This is a genomic window from Nocardia sp. NPDC023852, assembly GCF_040639505.1.
In the GTDB taxonomy this organism is placed as follows: Bacteria; Actinomycetota; Actinomycetes; order Mycobacteriales; family Mycobacteriaceae; genus Nocardia.
In genome coordinates, this window is the sequence record NZ_JBFAAB010000007.1 from 134,864 (window position 1) to 158,808 (window position 23,945).

Consider the following 23,945-nt stretch of genomic DNA (forward strand, 5'->3'; position numbering starts at 1 on the left):
GTCCTGCTCGCGGTCACTCGCTTGTTCTTCGTCATTCTCGACCGTCGAGCGACCACCAAGATGCGCTGTCGCCGGTGACGAAGTGTCGGCGTGCGCCCCAGCAGGATCCCCGGTGGCGCCGATCGGGTCGTCGCCGTCGCCGGGTCGTGCTGCATCTGTTGAGAAGGCTGACGAAGGCTCGTTGGATTCGCGACGAGACCCACCCGCCGGACGATGCCCGCTGCCATCATGGCTGCGCCGATAGGGGCCGCGCCCGAACAGATCACCCAGCCGCGGACGACGGGGTGTGTCGGCGGAGCCGATGTCCGACAACGGAATCCGTACCGTGTAGCGCAGACCGCCGTCGACTCCGATGACATCCGCGCCGTCGCGCAATACCCGTGGCCGGTGGTCGACGGCACCCGCGTCGTCAACCTGTATCACCAATGCCGGCCCGGCGGTCGTATCGGTGATCGAGAGAGCGACACTCAGTTCGGTACGGACATCGAAGGACTCGAGTATTCGCTGCACTTGCCGAGCGGCTGCCTGGATCGCCGCCTGGTCTGTTTCGGGTGGCATGGCTTGGGCGAGGTCGTCGCGCAGACGGTTCGCGGTGGGCATCGTGCCGGCAACGCGCGTGAACTCGACACTTTCGTCCGTCCCTGACCCGCGCCCGGACACCGGCGCCGCGTACGGGGCGGTGGCCTCCGAACTACCTTCGGGGGCGAGGACAACAGCATCAGCTGAGTGATTCGGCCGCGCTGGTGAGTCGGTCGGCAGGTTCTCCTGCCGCCACAGTTCGAAGATCCTCTGGTCCGGTACGGGAACAGCGTCTACCACCGTGGTGGCGACGACATCCGCACCACTGAGCCGCTCGATGACGATCCGCAGCCGAAGATCGCCCGGAACACCTGTCACGGTGCTGGAAATCCGCACCTCCGTGTCCTTTGGCACCGGGCCATGGGCGTCGAGGATCTCATCTATCAACAGCGGTATCACGTCTGCATGGTCGGCCTCGGAGACCAGTCCGTTCTCGGCGACAAGATCGCGCAGGCGGGTACCGAACCCGGGCAATCGCACCTTCGACAGCCGACCGGTCCAGACGAACTCGTCGCGTCGGAACGGAACCAGCCGGCCCTGGTCATCCTTCGGCGAACCCGGTCCGGACTCGTCCGGTTCCCGGTACTCCAACCGGAGGGTGCGGGCATTAATTCCGCGCTGGATCGCAGCAGTCTGGCAACCCGGTTCACCATCGAACTCGACGGTCAACTTCATATCGCCGACCTGTAGCGCCGGTTCCCACAGGTCGAGTTGCCGATCCATCTCCCGCGCGGTCGGCTCGTCCCACCGGTGACCTGGTTCCCCATCCAAAATGGGCACGCCGTCGATACCCGGTACCGGGGCCACCGGTTCCCGCCCAGTGAGCACCCGCAGCCAGTCCGCGACGATATCCAGACCAGTCCGGTCGCCCTCTGCCACCTGCGCTACGGCCGTGATCCGGGGCGCGCCGTCGACGTCGGTGACCGACACCTGCATAGACGCCGTTCGGCCGTCCGACGACGGCAGGAGAATATCGATCCGGCAGCCACCGCCGGGCAGCTCATGCACCTCGGTCCGCAACCGTCCATCGGCCATCGCGAGCGCCACAAGTACCGGCACCACCTGCCGCACGCGCTCGCCCGCCTGCGCGAGCAGCTGAACAAAGCGACCGGATTCGATGGCGTCCGGCACCTCCGACTCTGCACTGGACGGCTCAGGATCGCTGGTTATCACCTCTTCCCCGCGGCTACTGCCGTGCGGGGTATCCGTGCTGTCCGGACCGCGGTCGGCATCGTCGGGATCCGGGTCGTCATAGGCGAGCATGTCCGCGATCACCTCGGGGCGTGACCGTCCTGCGGGTGCTGAGCGCAGCAGGGGCTCGTCGGCGGTCCGTTCATCGGCGTGCAAATCGGACAACAGACGGGGCCGATCAAGCGTCCGCTGTGTCGCTTCGGTCCGACCGATCACCTGCAGTGTCACGTCCCGCGACCCGGCCGGACCGGAGGACTGCCACACCATCGTCATCTCGCGGATATCCCTGCGGTCGACGAATCTGTCGGCGTAGGCCTCGGCCTCGGCGATCCGCGCCGGATTCGACCAGCGCCGCATCATCCAGTCGGCAATGCCGGGGCCGAAGAACAGGGTCCACTCCAGGCGCTCGGCCCCTCGCACCGTGGATGTCACCGCCAGTCCTCGCTCGTCCGCGGAACCGAATACCTCGATGGTCGCATCCGCGTCGCCCTCGTAGGCCGCGACCTCGACGATCAAAACCCCATCGGCCACCCGAGCCGACGCCCACCCGTCGCCGATCCGCAGGGCGTCGGCCACCAACCGCCGCACCCGGGCTGCCACATCGGCGAACTGCCGCTCGCCCGTCGCCTCGTCGATGGGAAGTCCGGCGAACCAGCTATCCAATTCCGGCAGATCTTCTTGCCGCCCCCGCCAGATTCCTTCTTCGCTGTTCCCGCTGGTTCGTGCGCCGTCGAAGCCCATTCGCGGGCTCCCGCTGTGCGGCCGCGGAACGATGCTGACGTCTTTGCTCGATCGGTCGAAGTACGCCGCACGGGCAGTTTCGAGCGCCTCCACCCGCGCAAGGCGATCCGCGAGGTCTCGCGCCTGTGCCTGCGCCTGCTGCAACCGCAACTGCGATGCCCGCAGTGCGATCACTCGCTCCATGAGGCTCGTCGACTCCGCATCGGAATGCCAATCGCTCAGTGCCGCAATGTCGTCCGTCCCCATTGACGCCGCCGCACGTCCGAGGGCCGCCAGGTCGATGCCCGACTCCTGTGCCATCGCGACCAGCACACCGAGCTGCTGTTCCAGCGCTGCCCGGCGCGCCGCGAAATCCGTCCCGGACACCAAGGCCAACGAGGCGAAGACATCATGCAGCTGACGCGCGGTCTCGCACATCTGTGTGAATCCCGGCGTCCCCGCGAACGTGGCGAGCAAACTCTCGTGGGATTCGAGCAGGCGGTCAGCCTTGGCTTGCGCCTCGGCGGACGCCGCCCGCAAACGCTCCCGACGATCGGCCAACTGCGCAGCCGTGCCGTCGAGAAGGTCTTGTGGTCCAACAAGATCCGATCCGACGACGTCGGAGACCGAACCGGCCGGATCCGTACGGCCATCGCCTCGTGCGTGGGGCGCGGACGCAATGGTCGCCGCGGCCCGCCGATAGGCGGGAAGAAAGTCCGCGACACGCTGATCGGCTCCGGTGACCGCCGGAACCCCACCGGTCGACGCCAGCAACGCCACTACCCGGCGAACGGCGGGCGCCGCCTCGGCGATCTGCTCGTCCCCGATCAGCCTGCCCTGCTCACGATGCCAGAACAACTTTTCCACCAGGAAACGAGCATGCGGGTCGAGCTGGTCCAATGCGCGCGCCCACTCCGGGGCAGCCACGGTATCGAGCCCGACGGCCCAGTGCCCGAATACCTGTTGGGCCCACCAACCGAAGTCGCGAGCCCGTTCGTTCGCCCGGACGACATACGGCGCGAACCGAAGCAACCACTCGCCGCGTTGCCGGTCGTCCAGACTTTCGAGCCGATTCATTGCCTGGGCGTGGATATCGGCATCGGTTTCCCAGGCGATCCGCCCCGTACCGAGGCTCTTCTTGATCAGCGCCTGCACGTCGTCTTCATACAGCTGCCACCACGCGTCGAACCGCTGCGAGTATTCCGCGACAACGGACGGCGCCAAACGACCGGGCAACCACCAGTCGCGCCGGGTCTCGAGCCCCTTCTGCCCCGCCCGCGCGTAGATACCGGCGACCTGCTTCTCCACCCGCGTGAAGATATCGGCGATGACATTTTCGGCCAGCTCCCCCATGCCGAGGGATTCCTGAACCAGCGCCCGCACCTCGGATTCATACACCCGCGGGAATATCGCACTCAGGAAGCCGAATGCCGCTTTCACATCGCCCGGTACGCTTTGTTCAATAATGTGGCCATCCTGCGGATTCTCCAGCAGCCCCCTTATTTCGTTCACGATCGCGACCGCGATCTCATTCGGATCGGTGGCCGTGTCGGGGTCGGTGCGCAGTCCGTACCTGAGGTACACGTCCACTGGCACCTGAGCCGTGACCACGGCGACGTGTTCGACCCCTGGAGCCCACTGATCCGTCATCATCGTCGACCACATACGCCGCGCATGTTGCGGTGCGCAGACGGCAATGACGGATTTTACGGGCCCAGGAAGTTCCAGTTCCTTGCGCCGCTCATTCAGCTTATCGACAGAATTCAGCGCATTTTCCCGAGTGTTCGTGGCATTCGGCTCCACGATAATCACTTCAGGATTCAGGCCCATTTGCTCCGCGGCGAGTTCGAATCTTTCGGCCTCACCTCGATAACCGGAGAACACCACGGGGGTATCGCGGAGTTCCGGGTTGGACGAAATAAGATCTCGGAGAAAGTTGGCGAGCACAGCCGCGCCGCCGATATCGTCGCTTCCGGGCAGGATGATCGCGTCATACTCGCGACTCGGATCGTACCTGCTCTGTGACTTGAATTCGTCCTGCGACTCGGATTCGGGCTGCGAGGCGGATACCTCAGCTCCATCTGCAGCAGGCCGCAAGAAATCCCACGCCTTTGTCAGCGCGGACATCACCTCATCAGCATCGGCCCGGCTACTCAGCTCCCGCAGCCATCCCGCATAGCTGTCCGGCTCTGCCGCCGGCTCCACCTCGAACCACGCCGTCTCGCGGTGGTGGTCTCCGGTGTCGTGCCGTTCGATGCCCCATCTCGACGTCGCGGAGTCGAGGGTGTGAGTCCAGGCGGGTGCTGCTCCGGTCATGTTCACGGGCAACGGTTCTCGGGTTGCCAGCGCCACGCGGACACGGTCTCCGAAGACCGCGATAGTGAGGTCACGGTCGTCGACCGTGCCGAGCACCGCCCCGAACACCAGGCGATGAGCGGCGAGCGCGATCGCCTCGATGGCTTCGGCGTCGAATCTTCCTACAGCCCGGAGCCTTTCGCGGACGTTCAGCAGAATCGTCCTGCGGGCACTGCTGGTCCACACCCGGTCTCGAATAACGATCCGGTACGGGGACGACAGGTCCGGACCAGCGGACCGAGTGCCGCCGGCCGCCGAAAGGAGGTTTCGCACCGCACTTCGCTCGAACCCGGTGACCATGGATTGCGAGATGCCCATCTCTCGGGCTGTCTCCCGCACCGTCAATCCGCGCAGGAACCGGTGCGTGACCACGACTTGCAGCACCGTCGGCAGCGTCGACAGGTGCCGCCGTATCGTCGCCAGACCCACCCCCGCGACCGACGCCTGATCATGACCTCCGCGAACCGACGGGTGCTCGAGGCGGGCCTGAGCGACATCACCCGGATGCCGCGCGCGCACACCGTAGAGGCCCGGGATCGTCACCAGACCCGCCAGTTCCTGGCCGGATGCGTCCGAGCGCGGGGCGATCGCGATCACTGGTATCCCCTTGGCCTCGGCCGCCCGCACCAGGGCATCCACCGACTCCGTCGTCGCCTTGTCGACGACAAGCAGTGTGGCCTCGGCGTCCCCGACTCTCCGCAGTACCGATCGGGCCGAGATGCCTTCGCGCACCGACACAATGAGTCCCCGAGCGATCTGCGGGGCCAATCTGGCGGCGGCCCGGAGAACGTCGGGGTTGCTACTCTCCAATCGGACGCGCAGATCGTGCCGGTTGACCACCGCCAGAACAGTTTCCACCAGCGTGTCGGCATCAACCGGCCCTGGGCCGACCGCCAGATCCACCACCAGCGTCGCACCGCTACCGGCCAGGCTCCGAGCGGCCTTCTCCAACGGCCGCGCTGCGGCGGAGGCGACACGCACGACGTACTCGGCAGGCCGCGAATCAGCTGCTAGCGCCATGTCGTTCAGGTGGACGGACTCGACGGGGCCGTCGGATTCGGCGGGTGTCGCAGCGACCTGAGATGGCATGAAATCCACTGCTGCTTTGACGATACGATCGGGATGCGCGGTCTGGAATCCGGACACACCCTGCGCCATCAACTCGCAGATATCACCGACGCTCGGATCAGCGTCAGCGTCGAACCGCACCTCGACCGGAATCCGCGCCTCCACCGGAACGCCCGCGGCGGCAAACAACACCGACGGTTCCACCGTCCCACGGCTCACCGACAAGGCGCTCACCCCCGCGGCACAGGCCGCCGCCACGGCATCCGCCCCAGACTCCGACCCGACCAGCGCGACCACATCGACACCGTCCGGAGCGTTCGCCCACACCCTCCGGTCGAAGCTCGAAACCTGAAAACGCACATCAGATTCCAACACCTCTGCTATGGCGGCCTCGAGGAACTCGGACACCTGGTCGACATCCGACGCGGGATCGGTATCCAGCCACAGATCCAATGTCACCGGCTGCGCGGCCGCCGCCACCTGCCCAACCACCTCGGACAGCGGCACGACCTCCACACCGGACGCCACCGACTCGCTCAGCGACACGCCCTCCGGCGCATACACCGCAACCAGCTGCCCGTCTTCGGCAAAGCCCACGCGGACACGTACTTTCGCTGCACCCGAGTCCGCAGCCGCTGACACCCCGTCCGCACCGACCACCGGCGCCACGACGTCGTATCGGCCCGCCCGAATCGCCACGTCCTGCACCACCGGACCGATCAAGCGCACAGAGGCCTCATGACCGGGCGCCGGACCACTAGCGGGGACGGGATCGTCAGCGCGGCGGGATGGGTTGGGTGGGGTGCCGATGCGACCGGAGACCGGAAATTCACGGTCCGACACCAGCGCTGGCAACTTGCCGGGAGGAATCGGATCCGTCGGGTTGCCCGAGGCATCGAAATTCCAGTGATAGCCCTTCGCACCGGCGTAGTGCTTGCGTTCGTCGAATTCCTCGTGACGCAACAACGGCGGCCCCTCGAGCCGACGCCCCTCGTCGTCGACAGGGAAGATCAGCTCGTGAATCCACGGCTTACCGTCGACACCTCGATACAGCGTGAAAACATGCCACTCTGCTTCACCCTTCGGCGCGTCGCGATTTTGCACCGCGATTAGTGAGAAACCACCATCACGCACCTGCTCGGCGATATCCGACAGCAAAATCGCACCACCGCGAGCAATATCGGCACCCAGCGCATCCGAAGCCGTCGGGAACGTAACACCCCGATCATGAGCGGCCGCACTATCCAGCTTCGCCCGCGTACCCGCATCCGACCACCGCTTACGCAGATACTGCGACAAGCCTTTCTCCGTAAGGAAATCCAACTCCGAAACCAGACACACATTCGCGCCGTTGCCGTCCTCCAACAACAAGTGCGCGTCCTGAACCGGCCCCAAATCCGCCCGGTTCCAGGTAACCGCCCACCGGTCACCGGACGGATACGAACGGAAGGAATGCGGCATCCACTCGGGACGCGGCTGCTGCGTCGACTCCGGGAACTCCTCCTCGTCCGGCCGGTTCTCGGCCGCGGTGACCTTCATCTGGGAGTCGGTCACCAGCACGGTGACACTTCCGCTGGACCCCGCATCGCGAAGGCGACCGGCGACGTCGTTCATGAATTCCAGCGCTTCATCGACCACATCCGCGGGCCAATCGTCCCCGATCGTCCGCAGCTGGGCCCCGGCGACACGCTCCACCCCGTCGTGGTCGAACTGGAAGTCGACCTCGAAATGGACCGTACCGTTCGGCTCGATGCGGGTGGCTGTCCGCTCAAAACCACCGTGCACGCTGATCGCCCGGACCTCTATCGTCTGGCTGCCCGGCTTACCCGTCGCCGTGATATCGAGACGGTAGCCGCTGTCGATCACGTTGCGGGCAAGTGCGATAACGGCCGAGCGCGGACCGTCGAATTCGATCTCGGTCAGCCACTCGTCCAGCTCAGCCTCGCGCGCTTCGGCATCGGTCGCGGACCTGGCGGCAGGCGAGAAGAATCGGTAACGGTCGACCGCCCGCAGACCAGTGTGCGATGCGTGGTCGGTCGGCTGGGTGCCGGTCTGGATATCGGAGTGGAGCGTCGCATCGATTTCGGTGGCGTTCGGGGTTTGATCTTCCGCCTGCGGACCCGCCGCATCAATGAGGTACTCGGCGCCACCATCTATCACGTCCGCGGCGGACGTACCGGTCTGCGCACCAGCGGCCCGCGTGTGCGTCGAAGTCCCTTGCAGTCCTCTATGTTTCCGCACGATCCGGGGGATGTCACCGGGTGCGCCGGAATAGCCACCGGCGCCGGTACCCGGATGAGTGCCCAGCGTCCGGGTCCGATCCAGGAATAGGGCGCGGCCATCCCCGTCCGGTCCCGGGCCGGGAACCGTGTCGTCAGGCCGGTCGGAACCGCCGTCCCGATCCGACTCCACGAACGTCGTCGTCTCCGGGGCGCCGCTGATCTCCTCGTCCTCGACGGCAAGCACGAATACCCGCTGGCCGATCCGGTCTTCGGGTTCAGGTGCCGGGCCGGTAAGCATCGCGGTGATCTTGAACTCGTGGGCGCGATCCAGATCCTTCAGCTGGTCCTGGATGCGGCGGACCTGCGTCTTGTTCCGCCACCCCCACCCCCGCGAATCTCCGCCGAGGAAACCCGACACCAGCTGATCACCGGCGAGGAAGCGGCCCATCGGGTCGTCGATGCCACGACTCAGCTTCCAGACGCTCTTCCAGTGATGCCTCCCCTCGTCGACGGACATAGTGAGCTCGACACCTTTACCCGCCGTATCGAATACTGCGGCGCGCACCGTATTTCCGTCCTGCCACACCCGAACTGTCGCATCACCTCCCTCCAACGCCTGTGCCACGATCGTCGAAATCGCACGATTGATATCGGGGTCGACATCGCGCTGCGGGTCGGCCAACCACTCGGCCAAAAGGTCGCCCACTTCCAGGCGCCCGGCGGCCTCGAATTCCTGTTGCCCATTACGCACGCCCACGGCGTGCCCATCCCGGACGGATACCGCGAACGCATCATCGCGGGATGCTTCGTCGAGCCACGTACGCAGCTTTTCATCGGTCATCGGTTGGTATTCATGCGCCGTGGGAGGTGTCACCGCCGAAAATGGGGCAACCGCGCTGGCCGAGGGTTCTTGCATGAAGACACTTCCCGAACCGGGACGTGCGACAGGCACGGATGGCGCCACCGGGTCCGGCGGCACGTAATCGAAGCTGGGCAGACCACCATCCACCGACGTGTCCGCCACACGCGTATCCGGATCGGAAGTACCTTCGCCGATCGACGCTGACAAACTATCCGACGCCGGCAACCCTGCCTGTTCACCGGACGGAGTCGTCCATCCGGCATTGCCCGACTCCCCACCTGACTCGGTCATGCGCCGCGCCCGGTCGGCCATCAGACGGTGCAGTCTTCGTTTCAGGCCCGAAGGTTCCGCAGTGGTCTCCACATCGGCGAATGCGGTGACCAGCACCGCAGAGGGGACGACCTCGCCCTGATCGTCGATGCTGCGCGGACCGAACTCCCGGCGCACCCAATCGCGGTAGACATCGTCGGCCAGCTCACCGAGATCCAGATCCAGACCGCTCAAATACTCCTGCCGGAAATGGGATTGGAGCAAGCGGCCGACATCGTCGGATTTGGAAGTACCGCCGATCTGATCGATCAAACGGGCAAAACTTTCGACGGTGTCGCGGTACGCGTGACCGACGCGGGGTATCGCCAGGATCCATTCCGAGGGGACCATCACGCGATGCAGCGACAAGTCGGGAACGTGATAGTACGGGACCACTTGCACGATCCGCGTGAACCCGTACGAGTGCCGGGTCCACATGTCATCGGCAGCCCGCGCGAAGTCCTCGAACGCCGCATCGTCGATCGCTTCCAACCCGTATGCGGTGAACCCACCGTGCCGCGACAGTCGTTCGCTGAGCGCCCGAGTCCGCTCGGCGCCGCTGTCCCCGGAACCTTCTCGCAGACCATTCAGAACCGTCCGAAATTCTTCGGATACGTGATCGGCATGGAAATCGAAAGTCAAACGGTGGCTCCACCGTTCGGCTCCCGGGCGCAGGTGTTCCTCGGCCATTGAACTGCTGGACAACGCTCGGATGAACGGCACATCCCAGCTGTCCGAACCTCTCCGGCGGTTGGCGAGCACCTCTACCTGCGCCCACGGAGCCCACTCGACACGATCCACTCGCACAACCAAGCGCACGTTGTCGCGCGAGTGCGCCAACGCGTCCAGCAACGCTTGCTCGATCATCATGTCCAACTGGGCGATACCGGCGGGCGGCAAATGACCAACTATCGCTTTCACCGCACTCGACGCCAGTTCGATATCGCGATCGTTGGTGATGGTCACGGCGATTCCGGAGACTTCACCCCGCAGAGCGTGAACGTCTTCGGCCCCGGTGATCTCGACGATCCCGTCCGATACCGCTGCCGGCTCGTCCGCCGACTCGGACTCAACCGCAGGCTGGAGATGCGACCAGAGGAACTCGTCACCCTGAGCAACGAATCCGTCGGGAGGTAGATGCAGGGTTGGGCCAGCGGCCGGGGCGGAGTCGCCGGGACTCCCAAGCCCTGGGCTGGCGAGCGAAGGCTCGTCGTCACTCTCGTCGGAGCCCACTTCATCGTCTTCGGACGCGGAGATCCCGTGCTCGAGCACCAACTCGGGCTGCCGCTCCCGGTCATCTTTGTAGGCGCCCTGCCCCTCAGGGGGCGGCCATCCGTAGCGCGCGTTCACCTCGGCCGCTACTTGTTGTACTCGTTCCAGCCCGCCGTCGACCCGTTCGAGCAGGTGTCCGAAGGTGGCGATGATCTGCTCGGGCGGGGTGCGGTATGAGGTTCCCCTCCCTTGGTAGAAACCGTAGCGTTCGATCATGTGGCCGCTGAGGTCGGATACTCGCACCGTCGCACCCGTACCCCGGTTGGTGACCTGATGGTCGCTCGAGCCAACCGTCCCGTCTCGGAAAGGTGACTCCTGGTAGCCGAGGCTTCCCGTGCTGTGGACGTCGTAGGTGTGATCGCCTTCGCCGATGTAGGTTTGCACGCCACAGGTCGACACCAGCTGTCGAGTCAGCTGGACGGCCTCGGCGAGATCCTTATGGCTGAGTCCCAGAGCTCGCACAAGGTCGTTGTCGCGGGCCAGGGTTTCGATCAGCCCGTCGTCGGGACCGAGGAAGCCATCCGACGAACCAATGAACTCATCTCTATCGGTGTGATCCCCAGCATGTTCCTCATCGAATGGCCGCATCCAGCGTTCGAGGTCGCCGACAGCATGCCCGTTTATTGTGGTGAGACCCAGGATCACCGTGGTCGGATTGTCTCCGCCGACGACGAAACCGCTCTCCTCGGCATACGCGGAGATCGGGGTCAAGCCCATGTCGGCGGCAGTGACCGGACGCACCACCCGGGCATCCGTCGGAGAAGTGTCGGCGAGCGTGTAGTCCAGCCAGCCGGTCGTCAGATGCAGGGCCGGCAGATCTCGGTCCCGCGCCGGCGTGGTGCCGACACCCACGATTTTCGATTGCGCGATCAGCTTCCGCTCGCCATGGTGGCCAACCTGCTCGTAGAAGACGATCGTTTCATCAGGAAGGACCGTTGCGGTCAATACTCCATCGCCGCGGCGCAGTTGCATGATGTTGTCGGCAATAGGCACGAACCCGCACTCGGCGAGTTGCTGTTGGAGCGGAACCTGTGCCCTCTCCATACGGTCGAGGGCAGATTTCGCCGCCTCCGCCTGGAAGCCCAACGGCGACAAACCGTCGCCACGAAGTTCATAGTCGGATTCGTCGGTGCGCAGATAAAGGTGGATTCGGCCTCCGCGCGCTTTAGCCGCCACAGCCAGCACACGGTGTCCATTGCCGATGTTCCCGCTGAGCTGCCGATGCAGCCTGAGCCCGTCTTCTCGCGACTCGATCAGGAACCCATCGCAGCGATAAAGGCCGTCGCTCAGCCGTTCGATACCGGGAATGGCAGCGAGATACTCGGCGTCCGGTGCCGAACCCTCGCCGGCCGCAGCCCCTGGCAAGTCCGGTGGCCGCTGGTCTGGCGCGAGCCTCAGCGCCTCTGCCGTGGACGAATCGTCGCTGCCCGGGGTCGGTTCGACCGGCATCAGACCCAACGCCAGATCACCGAAGAGCGGCTGCACTATCGGCTCATCGAGATCCAGCGACACCCGCAACGTCATCCGCACGGTCAGATCGTCGGTGTCGAGACCATCCTCCAACGCTGACAGCGGATCGGACAGCCGCCAATCGAGCGAATCCGCCTGGCTCACCGCTTTCTCGAAATGCTCCCAATTTCCCTGCTGCACTCGCAATATCGCCGTGACGTGGTCGTCGGTCAGCCACATCGTGAGCAGGATGGTGTCGCCATCGATCACTTCGACAGCCACCGCACCCGACACGTCCCTACCCACCCGCACCGCGTCGGATCCTTCCAGCAATGCGCGACGCGCCACACGCCCCACCACGTCCGCGATATCGGGATCCCATCCAGCGATAGCCGGCCTGACCTCGTGGGCGCGAGTAACCGTCACTGAAGGTTGTTCTTGTTCCCACTCCACAAGCGAAGGAACGGGTCCCAGCTCGACCTCAGCCGCTCGACCACTTTCTTCTGGGCTGTAGTCGGATTCGCCGCCCACGGGGTCGTCGTCGAAGTCGAATCCCCCGCCCAGCCGAACGTTCGGGCAATCCACGCCGGGCCTCGCGGTCGAGACCCCTCCGTCGTCCAGGTGGATCCCGTACCCCTGTGCCGGAGTCCCGTCGGCACGCAGCAGAACGCTGCTCTCTTCCGGCGGTAGGCCGTCACTGCCCTTGGGGATCTCGCGCCAGCCATTGGCGTCCACGACGATGCCGAAGGTCTTGGTCCCCGGCGGGAACCACGCCGACGGTAGCGACCCGTCCGCCGCGATGGGCTCGTCACGGACCCGGCCATTGATTTTGTCGTGCCAGCGCACACCACCATCAGCATCCCGGTACAGCAGCACCGTGTGCGCTGCCCGCGCACCCGGTTTCTGGATGGCCAGATACACGCGGTCGCCGTAGTCGCGGACCAAGGCCACGGCCTCTTCGGGCGACAAGCCGCCGCGATGCCAGTCCCCACCCACGGCGGTCGCGAGGAAACCGGGGGTGGCGGCCTTGTCCCGGAACAACTCCAGCAGAGTGCGCAGCGGTGTGCTCGCGCCCCCGGATTCCAGGTCGGTCTGCGCCACGTCCCCGCCGAATGTGATCACCTCGACCACGCAATCCAGCTGCTCGAAGGCCCGCTGCCGGGTCAGCGTCGCGGCCTCGGCGTCGTCGACCGGGCCGGTGCGGTCGTACCACTGCCCGCCCGCGCGCACCAACACGGGTTCATAACGCGACGAGTACCCCACCGACACGCGCAGCGGCATCTCCTGGCGCACGTTGCCATCGATATCGACATGCGTGACCGTGCCGCGCCATGCCGCCAGCTCGAGGTCGGGATTTTCGTCCAGCAGCCTGGCCAACTGCTGCGCCACATCGGCCGCGCCGTGCGAAACCACCACCAGCCCTCTAGTGGACAGGTCCAACTCCTCGGACCCATGGCGGTCGAGCACCGTCAGCCCGTCCGCCGACAGCACCGCCACCATCCGTGGGGTGGACGCCGTGTCCGCCCCGTCGGCCCCCGCACGCTGAGCGTCACCATCTTCGATCTCGTCGAAAACCTCGATACGCACGTGGGATTCGCCGTCCATCTCGGCAGTGATCCGGCCGTGTGTGCCGACCGCCTCGTGCACCCGCCCGGCAGCGGCGGCCGCGAGATCGTGATCGAATCCCCACGCGCGCAGGTGATTGTTCAGCACAGATGCCGCGTCGTGTGCCCTACGTCTTTCGCTCACCCGCGCCTGGAACGGCCCGCCGGTCAGCAACCGCCACAACGCACGCTCACCCTCGGTCGCGGCCCGATATCCCTTGTGCAGCACCGTGACATACGCCGATCGCGCCGCCGCACGCGGGTCGAACGACGTGGCCGTGCTCTGGCCGAACTGCTCGTCCCGCCACGATGTGTACGGCCCCGGGGTCCTCGGCCAAGCCGCGTCTCGCTGGCATTGCTGCAACACGTTGTTGATCACCACGTCGGCCCGGTCGCCGAGACGCTCGAACGCGGCGTCGACCCGCATCGCGGCGGCCTGGTTGAGGGCCGCGCCGTACACCGGGCGGTCGGCGGGGCCCTGATAGAACCCGTTGGTCGCCCCCGCCAGCCACCTGGCCTGGAAACTCGCCGGATCGGCGAGGACCGTCTCGGCCAGCTTCAACGACGCCGCGCCACCGAAGTCGCCGACCCCGACCTCGGCCACATTCGCCCGGGGATCCGCGGCGAGCACATCACGGACCGCGCGCGCCAGCTCCACCAACGTCTCGAACTCGACTCCGTCGGGTGCGGTGACCGCCACGCCGTGCGCGTGCAGCACCGCGATCACCTCGTCGGTGGTGGCCACATCCCGCAGCCCCCAATCGTCGGCAGGATGACTCACCATGGGAGACGAAGGAACCCAGACCCCGCGCTTGCGCCGACCTGCGTCCGAATCGGGCTTGAACCACGAATCCCACTGCGCCCGGATACGACTCGGCGGTCCTGGCACCTCGATGGGCAGCAGTTCGTCGTTGTCCAGGTCGACGACGCGCTCCACCGCGGAGGCCAGCCGGGTGATGCCCTCGCTCTCCATAGCCGCCACCAGCGCGGAGTCGACCCCCATCTCGATCGCGATGTCGACTACCGAGTACTGCTGCCAGTACCGCAATACCAGGACATGTCGCAGGTCAGCGGCCCGGTGGTCACCGAAGGTCTGCAGCGACCGCAGGCCGCGCAGCAACTGGTCGTCCGTAGCCTCTTCGAACGTCCGGTACAAATCGTCCGACTCGTACCGCGCGGTCTTCGCAGCCAGGATCTCGTCGAGTATCGGCTTCGTCCACGACGGGACCTCGGTCGGACGGTCATGCAACGGGCCGATCCGGTCGCCGTACAACATCCGGTGCGCAAAGAAGACCGCGCGAGTCAGCCGGGTACGCATCGGCTGCGGGCCATCGGGCCACTGCGAGCGCTGGGCCCGCTCTTCGGCGGACAGGTTCTGTTGGAAACGCAGCCGCAGCGCTTCGGCGTGCTCCGGGAGCAGCCGCGCCATAATCGGGTCCCACACCGCCGGGTTCGCGGCCGCCTCGGTGAGGAACGCGGGCACGTAGCCGTCTGCCCAGTCCGACGCCTCTTCCGCTGGCGACCACAGCGACTTCCGCAGCCGGAGGTAGTGGGCGATGCCGATCAGCCACTCCCGCACATCGCGGCCACCAGCGACCGCCAGGTCGGCCGTGCCGTTGGCCACCGCGGTGAACACCTCGTCGACGATGGCTTTGCACCGGAAGCTGCCGATGTGGCCGACGGCCTCGGTGACCGCGGCGAGAACCGCGCGCATGTGCCGGGTCTTCAGCTTGTCCAACGCGGTGCGGTCCCCACCTCGGGCCGCCGCCACCAGGTCCCGCTGGTGCGTGTCCAGGGCGCGCAGTGCGAGAAGCCGCGGCATCTGGTCGTTCGTCACTCCCGCGGCCGCCGCGTCCCTGCGGAGGTTGTCCTGCGCCTCGATTGTCAACTGTCCCCGGCGGTCTTCCGCAGCCGCTGCGATCGCGGCGATCAGATCATCCACCGCTGCGATCACGGCGGTCAGATCGTTCGCCGCTGCGATCACGGCGATCACATCGTCGACCTCGTCCAGATCGTCCGCCGCTGCGATCGCAGCGATCACATCGTCGACCTCGTCCAGATCGTCGAGTACCTGCCGGATCAACTGCGGGTCGCCGAGCCTCCCGACGGCGGTGTCGTACGCCCGACGCATGCCGACCATCGCTTCCGACCGGTCGTCATCGGTCACGCCGACCGTCGGCTGCGGCACCGGCAAGCCGTGCGCGGCGAGCACGTCACGCAGGATGTCGGGGTGGTCGGTGACAATGCCGACGACGCCCTTAGCGATGAGCTCGTGCATGTGCTCGGCGGCGTTCACCGTCCACACGGTGGGGTCGATCCCGGCGGCGCGGGCGTCCTCGAGGAACTTGTCGTCGACTATCTTCCTGTCCGCCGAAATCCTGGTCGCGAGCACGGCTTTGGCGGCGGCGGGGATATTCGAGACATCGACGTCGGGACCGAGGTTCATCCACCGGATGTGGTCCGCCGGGGACCGGCTTTCGACCAGCGCGACAGTGTTCAGCGGCGGGTTCCCGGCATACTGCGGGGCAAGTTCGGTGGCGTACTTCGGCACCCGCCAGTCGAAGCCCAACACCTCATAGCGCAGCTTGCGACCGGCGTAGGCGCGCAATACCTCGCCCGTGAACCTGCGCACGGCGGCATTATTCGACTTCCGCTTACCCGCCTCGACCTCAGCCGCAGACTGGATTGCAGGGTTGGACTTGACCTCGGTCAGAATCTTGCCGCGGTACCCGATCCGCTCGGCCTGATCGAGATGGTCGGCCAACGTGGCAATCCGCGCGACGCCCACGGGTTGCTGCTCGGGGTGCTCACCGTGGTTGAGGACTCCGATGTCGACCGTTTGCAGCTGCTCCCATGTCAGGTCGCCGATGTGCTTGCCCACGTATGGCCACATCGGGTCGCCCTCGAATGCCGGGCCGGTATCGGTGGCGGTGTTCGCATGCAACACCGCGTCGTGGTAGACGACCAGGACGCCGTCGGCGGTGCGGTGCACATCCAATTCGATGGCGTGCACGCCCATCGCCATCGCACGTGCGGAACCCTGCAGGGTGCTCTCCGGCCACAAGCCGCGCGCGCCCCGGTGGCCCTGGGATTCCACCAACCCGCTCTCGACCCGGCTCTCGGCGTCCACGACACGGGCGGCGCTGACGGCCAGCAACCCGACCGCTTCGGCCTCCAAATCGCGCACCCACTGGGCGGACTCACTCAGCGTCGCCGCGGCGACGTTGACATTGCGGAGATTCCAGAACCGCTGCACCAGGACTCGGTGCATATCCCGCCCACGCGGATACAGCTCGGCCAGCGATTTCATGCCCGCCAGCAACTGCTTGTCGGTCGCCTCGGACAACACCCCGAGGTACGGGCTATCGCTAGCAACCTTCCGCAACGCATTGACCAACAGCACCCGCGCCTCACCGGGAACCTCGCTTGGCGTTGCCCTGCCGTCTCCGAAGTCCGAGCGCTCGTAGTCCTGCACACCCATGCGGGAGTACAGCTGCGTACCGGGCGGACCAGGTACGCCGGGAGGCAGGCCGCCGCCCACATCCCCGGACGATCCGGCTGTCCCGGTGGCCGGAACGCGGGCCCGCCCGATCGCCCTGTCACCTGGATCAGTAACGCTCGCCCCAGCGACCTGCTGCTCCCCGTCGACCGCACCGATCCACTGCTCTGCCCAAGAGACCTGACTCTGTGCCTCGTGATATCTCGACACCGCCGCAACCAGCATGTCGTCGTGCCCTACCCGCGCCAACACCTGCGCATATCGATCCGACACCAACTCGGCGAGATCAATCTCGGGCCGCCGACGAATCGTTTCTTTCAACGACGACAACGCGGCAGCACGGTCAGCGACCAACGCATCCACGTCCCAGACACCCGGTACGAAACCACGTTCGGCTACATCCGGTCCAGCGAAAAAGACTCGGACAGCGGTGTTCTCACCCAAAACACCGTCCATGCCACGGCGGTAATAGATCGCAACCTCGGTATAGCCGAACTCAACGGCCCGCTTCCCGGTGAACGTATTCCGTGCCGCATCCTCAGGAGAGAAAAACAGTTCTTGCACACCGGCATTGAAACTGTCCAGGTTGTCAGCGCCCGCAGCATCGGACTGCCAAACGCTGCCGATCACCCGCACTCGATGCCCAATGGCAGCCATGAGGCCTTCGAACATCTCCTGCCCGGTCAGCGTTCCATCGGCCACCCTGATCCTCGAAGTCAGGACGCCGTTCTCATCGACCCTGCCCTGAATGCCCACCAACCCGCCGTAAACACCCTGACCGGCGTCAGCCCGCCGATACATGCTGAAGTAGCTAGCGCCGTGCTCGTCTTCGTCATGCTCAACGCCTTGCGGTACCCACGCCGCCCTCGTCACTTCCGGACTGCTGTCGTCCGCATCCGCCTGTCGTTCGGCGTCCTCAACCAGGGCGTCGTTGACGTCGCTTGAATCAGAGGCTCTGGAACCGTCGAACTGCGCAAAGTCACCGAGTCCACTCGGGCCGGTATCGCCCAGCCCACCCGGTCCCCTCCGTGGAATCCGCGGTCGAGGGCCTCCCAGCGCTGGAGCCTCACCGTCGTGCCGAGGATCGTAACCGCGCAGACCGCCAGCCGAGTGGTAGTCGAGCACACCGTCGGGCTTCCTCGTCCGCGCAGCGCCCTCATCCGGACGCGCGAACATCGCGCGGTTATCCGACACACCGACCACCACACCGGAGGCACCATCATCATCCGTAACCAGCCGCACCACGATCGCGGTGTCATCGTCTTGAATGCCCTCGATCAGCTCATCGACTCTCGCCATCGCTCCGGCTACATCGTGCACATCGAACAGCTGCGCCAATGAGCCAACGGCATCGCGAACCGCCGCGCCGAACCGGGCCGACCGGAGATCACGGACCGCGATGCGGCAGGTTCGTACATCGCCGTCATCCACGAAATCGACCCGATACCAAGGCCTGCCACCGCTATCGGCAAACAGCAAAGCCATCCCGCCGATCTCGGCGATCAACCAGACATCCTGGTCACTACGCCCCACAGCCAACGCGTCGGCCGCCGCCCGCGCGGCCAACGTTACGGCCAACTCTTCATCGACAGGTCCCACAACTCGGTTGGCATAACGGAAAGCTCGATCGGTATGACCAGAATTGAGCCCAGCTATTGCTTCTTCAAATTCCTCGGCCAGCCTAAGAGCGCCACCCGAACCGTTCGGTGCACCGAACGTCAAAGTCCGTGGCTCCAATTCAGCCCCATCGGCGAGCGGGAACACCGGCAGCCCGTTCTCGTGATACCGGATCACCACCATCCGCTGACTGTCCAATGGCTGTGCGGCCAGATACTCCGCCAAGCCGACCTCGTGGTCACTCAGGTCGAGTACCTCGCCGTCGTCGATGCGGCGCAACTCGTCATTGGAAAGCGGGGACACCCCGGCACTCGGCTGCGGGTGCAGATCCAGCACGACGAACCGATCGTCATCCTCGTCACCGCCATTGCGCACCTCGATCGCGCGAAATCGGGCCCGTGCATCGCCCAGCGCACCAGCGCTGTACAAAATCACCTCGAACCTCGAACCCGGCCTACGGCTCAGCCAGAAGGCGGCGGCTTCCGCGAGCCCCAGGTGGACCGGACTCCCCGCCGCACGTACTCGCTCCTCGTAGTACTCACCCCACGCATCGTCGTCATCGCTGGTTTCCGAAATCTTGAAAGCACGTAGTGCATTCGCTTCGGCGATCTGCGGATCGTCCGCATTCTCCGCTGCCTCCAGCGCACGCATCCGCGACAGCCGCGCCATCCGCGCCGCGCATTCCCCCAACTCCGACAGCTCACGATCCGCCGAGGCCCGCTCCAACGAAGCCTGCGTCTGGCCGACGCCGACCGCATCAGACGCCTGGTACGGCGATGCGCCATCCTCGAGCAGCTCTGTCAGGTTCTTGTAATTGGACCTATTCCATGGAAGACCGGAATTCTTCCCACTGATATTCCAGAGGGTCCGGGACCCCCGCGGCCAAGGCAGCCCTTCACTAGGTTCGCTGATCCCAGGCACCGCGGCCATCCCGACACCGAGAGCGATTCCTTTAACGATCGTGCGCCGACCCATTCCGGAAGCCATTGCGGCTGAGTGGGTCTCGGCCGCCGACTCGTCGGCATGCACGGTCTTCGAGGCCGCCGGCTCGTCGCCGCCAGCACTGTCGTTGTCTCCCAATGGTTCGAAGGGAGCACTGTCATCCGGAGACGGCTCCGAATGACCCTCCGGCCCGTCCTCAGGCGGAACGTTCTCCGGAAACCTGCGGATATTGCGGTGCCCGTACGGCCCCCGCATCATCTTGCGGTCACGACCACTCCAACCGCCCAGCCGGTCCGTACGACTGACCCCACCCTCAGGTCCGCCACCCACCCCGGTATCGGTCTCGTCGTCTCGATTTGTGCCCTCGCCAGGTGCGCTGTCGGGCAGCTTCTCCCGCTGTTCTCGCGACGATTCCGTCGATTCGGTCTGCCCAGCCGGATGGCCACCCATCAGCTCGTGGATCGCCTCATGCCCCTCGGTGGCGCGTGCAGGTGCCAGCTCCATCGTGGCCCACGATTCGGGGCACGCCTCGTTCAGATCGAATGATGTCGTGCGCGGATTGATCGACCGCTCACTGAACTGCGACTCGAACCACGACACGAAGTCGACGTCGCCGCGGGGACGTCCATGGAAGCGCCCCACCAGCACATCCATGACACGGCTCTCGGTTCGTTGCTGGTGGGTCCAGTACACCACCCGCCCGAGTTCGTAGTACACAGCCGTCCGGCCGGGATGATCGCTACTGTCGGCGACATAACCAATGGTTTCGGCCACAGCGGCGGTGAACAATTCCCGGTTGCTCATGAAAACCTCGTTGAACACGATCCGGGTCGAAACACCACCCCTGCCGTCGGACTCCTGATACGTCCAAACGACATCGTCCTCGCGAGCCGACGGCAATTTGCGACGCATCTGCACGAATGTGGCGACGCCGATGCCATCCAGCCCGAGCCACGGGTACTTGGCCAGAGCCGCATCCGCACCAAGCACGATCTCGTCAACCGTTTCATTCGGAACCAGCGACCGAAGGCCCGACACCTCGACACCTCGACGCTCGAGCGAGTCGAAAATCCGATCGATCTCGGTATTCGTGCCGTCAGCAACATCCGGTGACGGCTCCGAAATGCCCTCCGGTCCAGCGGTATTGCCCTGCCCCGGGATGCCGGGCCGATTCTGTCGCGCCGCATGTTCGAAGTGGGAGTCGATCGGATCGTCCAGACCGCCGCCCCCGTAACCGACGTGGTCGGGCGGCAGTCCAGGCATCGACGGATTTCCCAGCGGCGTCACACCGTCGATCTCGGATGTCGACGGCATGCTATCGGCGGGCATATCGTCGGGGCTGCCCGACAGAGCGTTCTCGAACTCCTCAGCAGTCTCGTACGCGCTGCGCCAGCCGGGATCCGTATTCGAGGTGCCAGTCGCGCCATCCGACGAACTGGGTCCTCCCAGGGCATCCGCCCACGACAATGCCTCATCCGAGTTCGAACCGGTGCCCGCCCCCGACTCAGCCGCGGCGGCGGAATCCTCCGGTATATCGTCCTGAATCTCAACCCACTCGACACCAGCCTCACTCAGCCACGTCACCAACCGCTGCAGCAGAGCGGCTTCCGCCTGCGCCACCCAGTCCGGGGCCAGCCCCAGAGCGGGTTTTCCTCGATGGATCTCGACTCGACCGATCCCGGCTTCAGACTGGTCTCCCTCGCGAATCCCAGCGATCCGCAGGGTGGTGATCTCATCCACGCTGCCATGCACCGAATGCAACGCCAAGGTCAGTGACACCCACTCCGGCGTGCCCTTCGCCCAGCGGACCGATCGCAGCCGAACCGAGAAGTCATCACCGTAACCGGCAAAGAACTGTTCGACGTCCCGGTCGGAGCCATCCATGAACAGGTGCTCCACCGAGAATGCGTCGCCCCCCTCGGCCCACAACCCGCCCAACGGGTTTGCCACACCAGAGGCAGATGTGAACACGACGTCAGAAACGTCCACCCCGCGCAAGCCCAAGTCGAAACGCAGCTGCATAACGAATTTCGGATCAGCATTCGGCGACCCGATCAGCTCATCCCCGGTCGCGACCTTCCGAAGGTGGCCCTGCTCGACCACCCAGGTCCCGAATCCGGCGGGCCCGCCGGCCGCCGAAGGCCACGACTCGCGCAGCTCGGCCAGCCCGGAACCCGTGCGGTAATCACCCGGTCGGGTACCCATCGCGAACGGCTGCGGCGCACCGTCGGTGTCGTACAGCGCGCCATCCATCGTGCGGATCCGCCCGTCCGGGCCGATGAATACCAGAACAGGTTCTGGCGCACCGTGTTTCGGGGTCAAGTCCGCGTCCGGCCGCGCCGCCTCATAAGTGTCCCGACGCAGCTCATGCCCAGCCTCGCGCTGCTGAACACCGACTACCGACTGCCGGAAGCCTCCGGATTCTTCGCTGGTATCCGGGACCTGGCCCACGGCCAGACCACCGAGACGCCAGGCAGCCCGCGGCTCGAGATGTGGCCGCTCGACAACCTGCGCGGTCAGATCATGGACGTCGAGGTGATCGGCCAACCCGGCCAGCGCCCACTGCTGATCGAGTGCTTCCGCCAGCTCCAGCACCGCACCGAATCCGGCATGATTCCCATGCCGCACACGCCATACCGCCGCAATCCGATCAACGGTCAACGTCATCGTGACAGGGATGTCGGTACCATCGATCACCTCGACAGCCAACGCCCCCGACGTATCCGTACCCACCCGCACGTCACATCCGGCCTCGAACGAGGCACCCGCCAGCTTCATAACCGTCACTGTCAGGCCGTCATCCCAGCCGGTCACGACCGACGCGACCTTCTCGATATTCCTCGCCGTCACCGAGTCGGGTGCCCAGTCCACAAGTGACGGAACGGGGTCGAAACCGGTGAGGCTCGCCGTACCGGTGGAACGCGGGGGCCTCGGATGCTGCGACCCGATCTGCGCAGGCGCCCGCCGCGGCCGGTCATCGCCGCGCCCCGAGATCTCAGGGCCTGCGCTCAGGGCGTCTTCGAGCGAGTCCGGGGTCGACTCGTCTCCGGGGATATCGTCCAGATAGTTCGGGTTCTCCGAATTCGACTGTTGAGATGACCCCATTGCCATCGGGCGCCGCCGATCACCTGCCCCGGTATCGCTCGCATTGCGCCGATCACGACGAACCCGGTTCCCCCTGACGACCTGTTCGACCACCTGCTCACCGATGGTGACCCACCGGCTCCCGGTCTCCTCGCCCGTCTCTGCGGCACGCACCGCCGCGCGCGCTTCCGGATACGCTTCGTGGAGGTTGATCACGCGTCGCTTGCGGAAGCTGATCGAACCGTCATCCTCGACATCGACCGAAATCTTCTCGATGCTGTATCCACTCAACTCGCTCAACAGCCACGTCCCCGCGGTGCTGGACGGGTCGGTGGTGGTCGCACGGAAGGCCAGCCCCAGCGACAGCAACATCCCCAGACGCTCGAGGAGCAACTGCCGGATGGCTGCTTCCTGGTCCTCGGACGGGGCTCCGTACGGGAAGCCCTGCTCGGCGTGCTCGAGGTACTCATCCAGCAGTTTGTCGTCGTCGGTGTACGGACGGAGAAGATGGGCGAACTCGTGCTCGATGATCATCCGCACCACATGGGCCAGATCGCCGGAGATACCGGGGTGATAGCCGGCATATTTGCCTGGACCCGTGTACCGGGTCTTCCCATTCTGGTCTGGTTCGAGCCGGTACCACAGGTCGTTCACCCAGAGTCCCCGCAGATACTCCGGATTGATCGCGAAGCGTTCGTTGAACTCCAGGATCCAGGTCTGGAGGCCGGGAACAATTCTCGCGAAGGCGTACTCGTCCTTACCGCCGAACGGCACGATCCGGAACGCTTCCAGCCGGACCTCGGGGTGCTCGGCAAGGTTGTCCCGGAGAGTGTCGACGACCGCGCCGCCGATTTCCGAGTCCATGTCCCGCAGGTTGAAACCGGTGGTTTCAGCACCGATTTCGGCAGCAAATTCCGCCACGGATGGTGGGTTCGGATTGTTATCGATACGGTCGCGAATGCTGCTGTCACGCCGCTGCTCAGCCTTCTCGAGCAGCAACCGGTACAGGGTCTCGTGTCCTTCGGTCGCCTGTTCCGGGTGATTCCGGACCATCCGAAACGATTCCCGCAGCGCTTCACGAGGATTCAATGTTCCGTCCCGGAGGAAGCACCGTGCGGAGAACTGCTTATACTCCTTCCATGCCTGGAAGTTGAACTGCTTACGGTCGCTGT

At 65.4% G+C, this 23,945-nt stretch carries 1 protein-coding gene (cut by both window edges); it reads right to left on the bottom strand.

The whole window is internal to a glycerophosphodiester phosphodiesterase family protein gene (locus tag AB0H00_RS14330) on the bottom strand: the coding sequence, 123,276 nt in all, runs 38,913 nt past the left edge and 60,418 nt past the right edge, and what appears here is coding positions 60,419-84,363, spanning codon 20,140 (partial) through codon 28,121 (complete); reading right to left, the first codon wholly in view occupies window positions 23,941-23,943. The start codon and the stop codon both lie outside this window.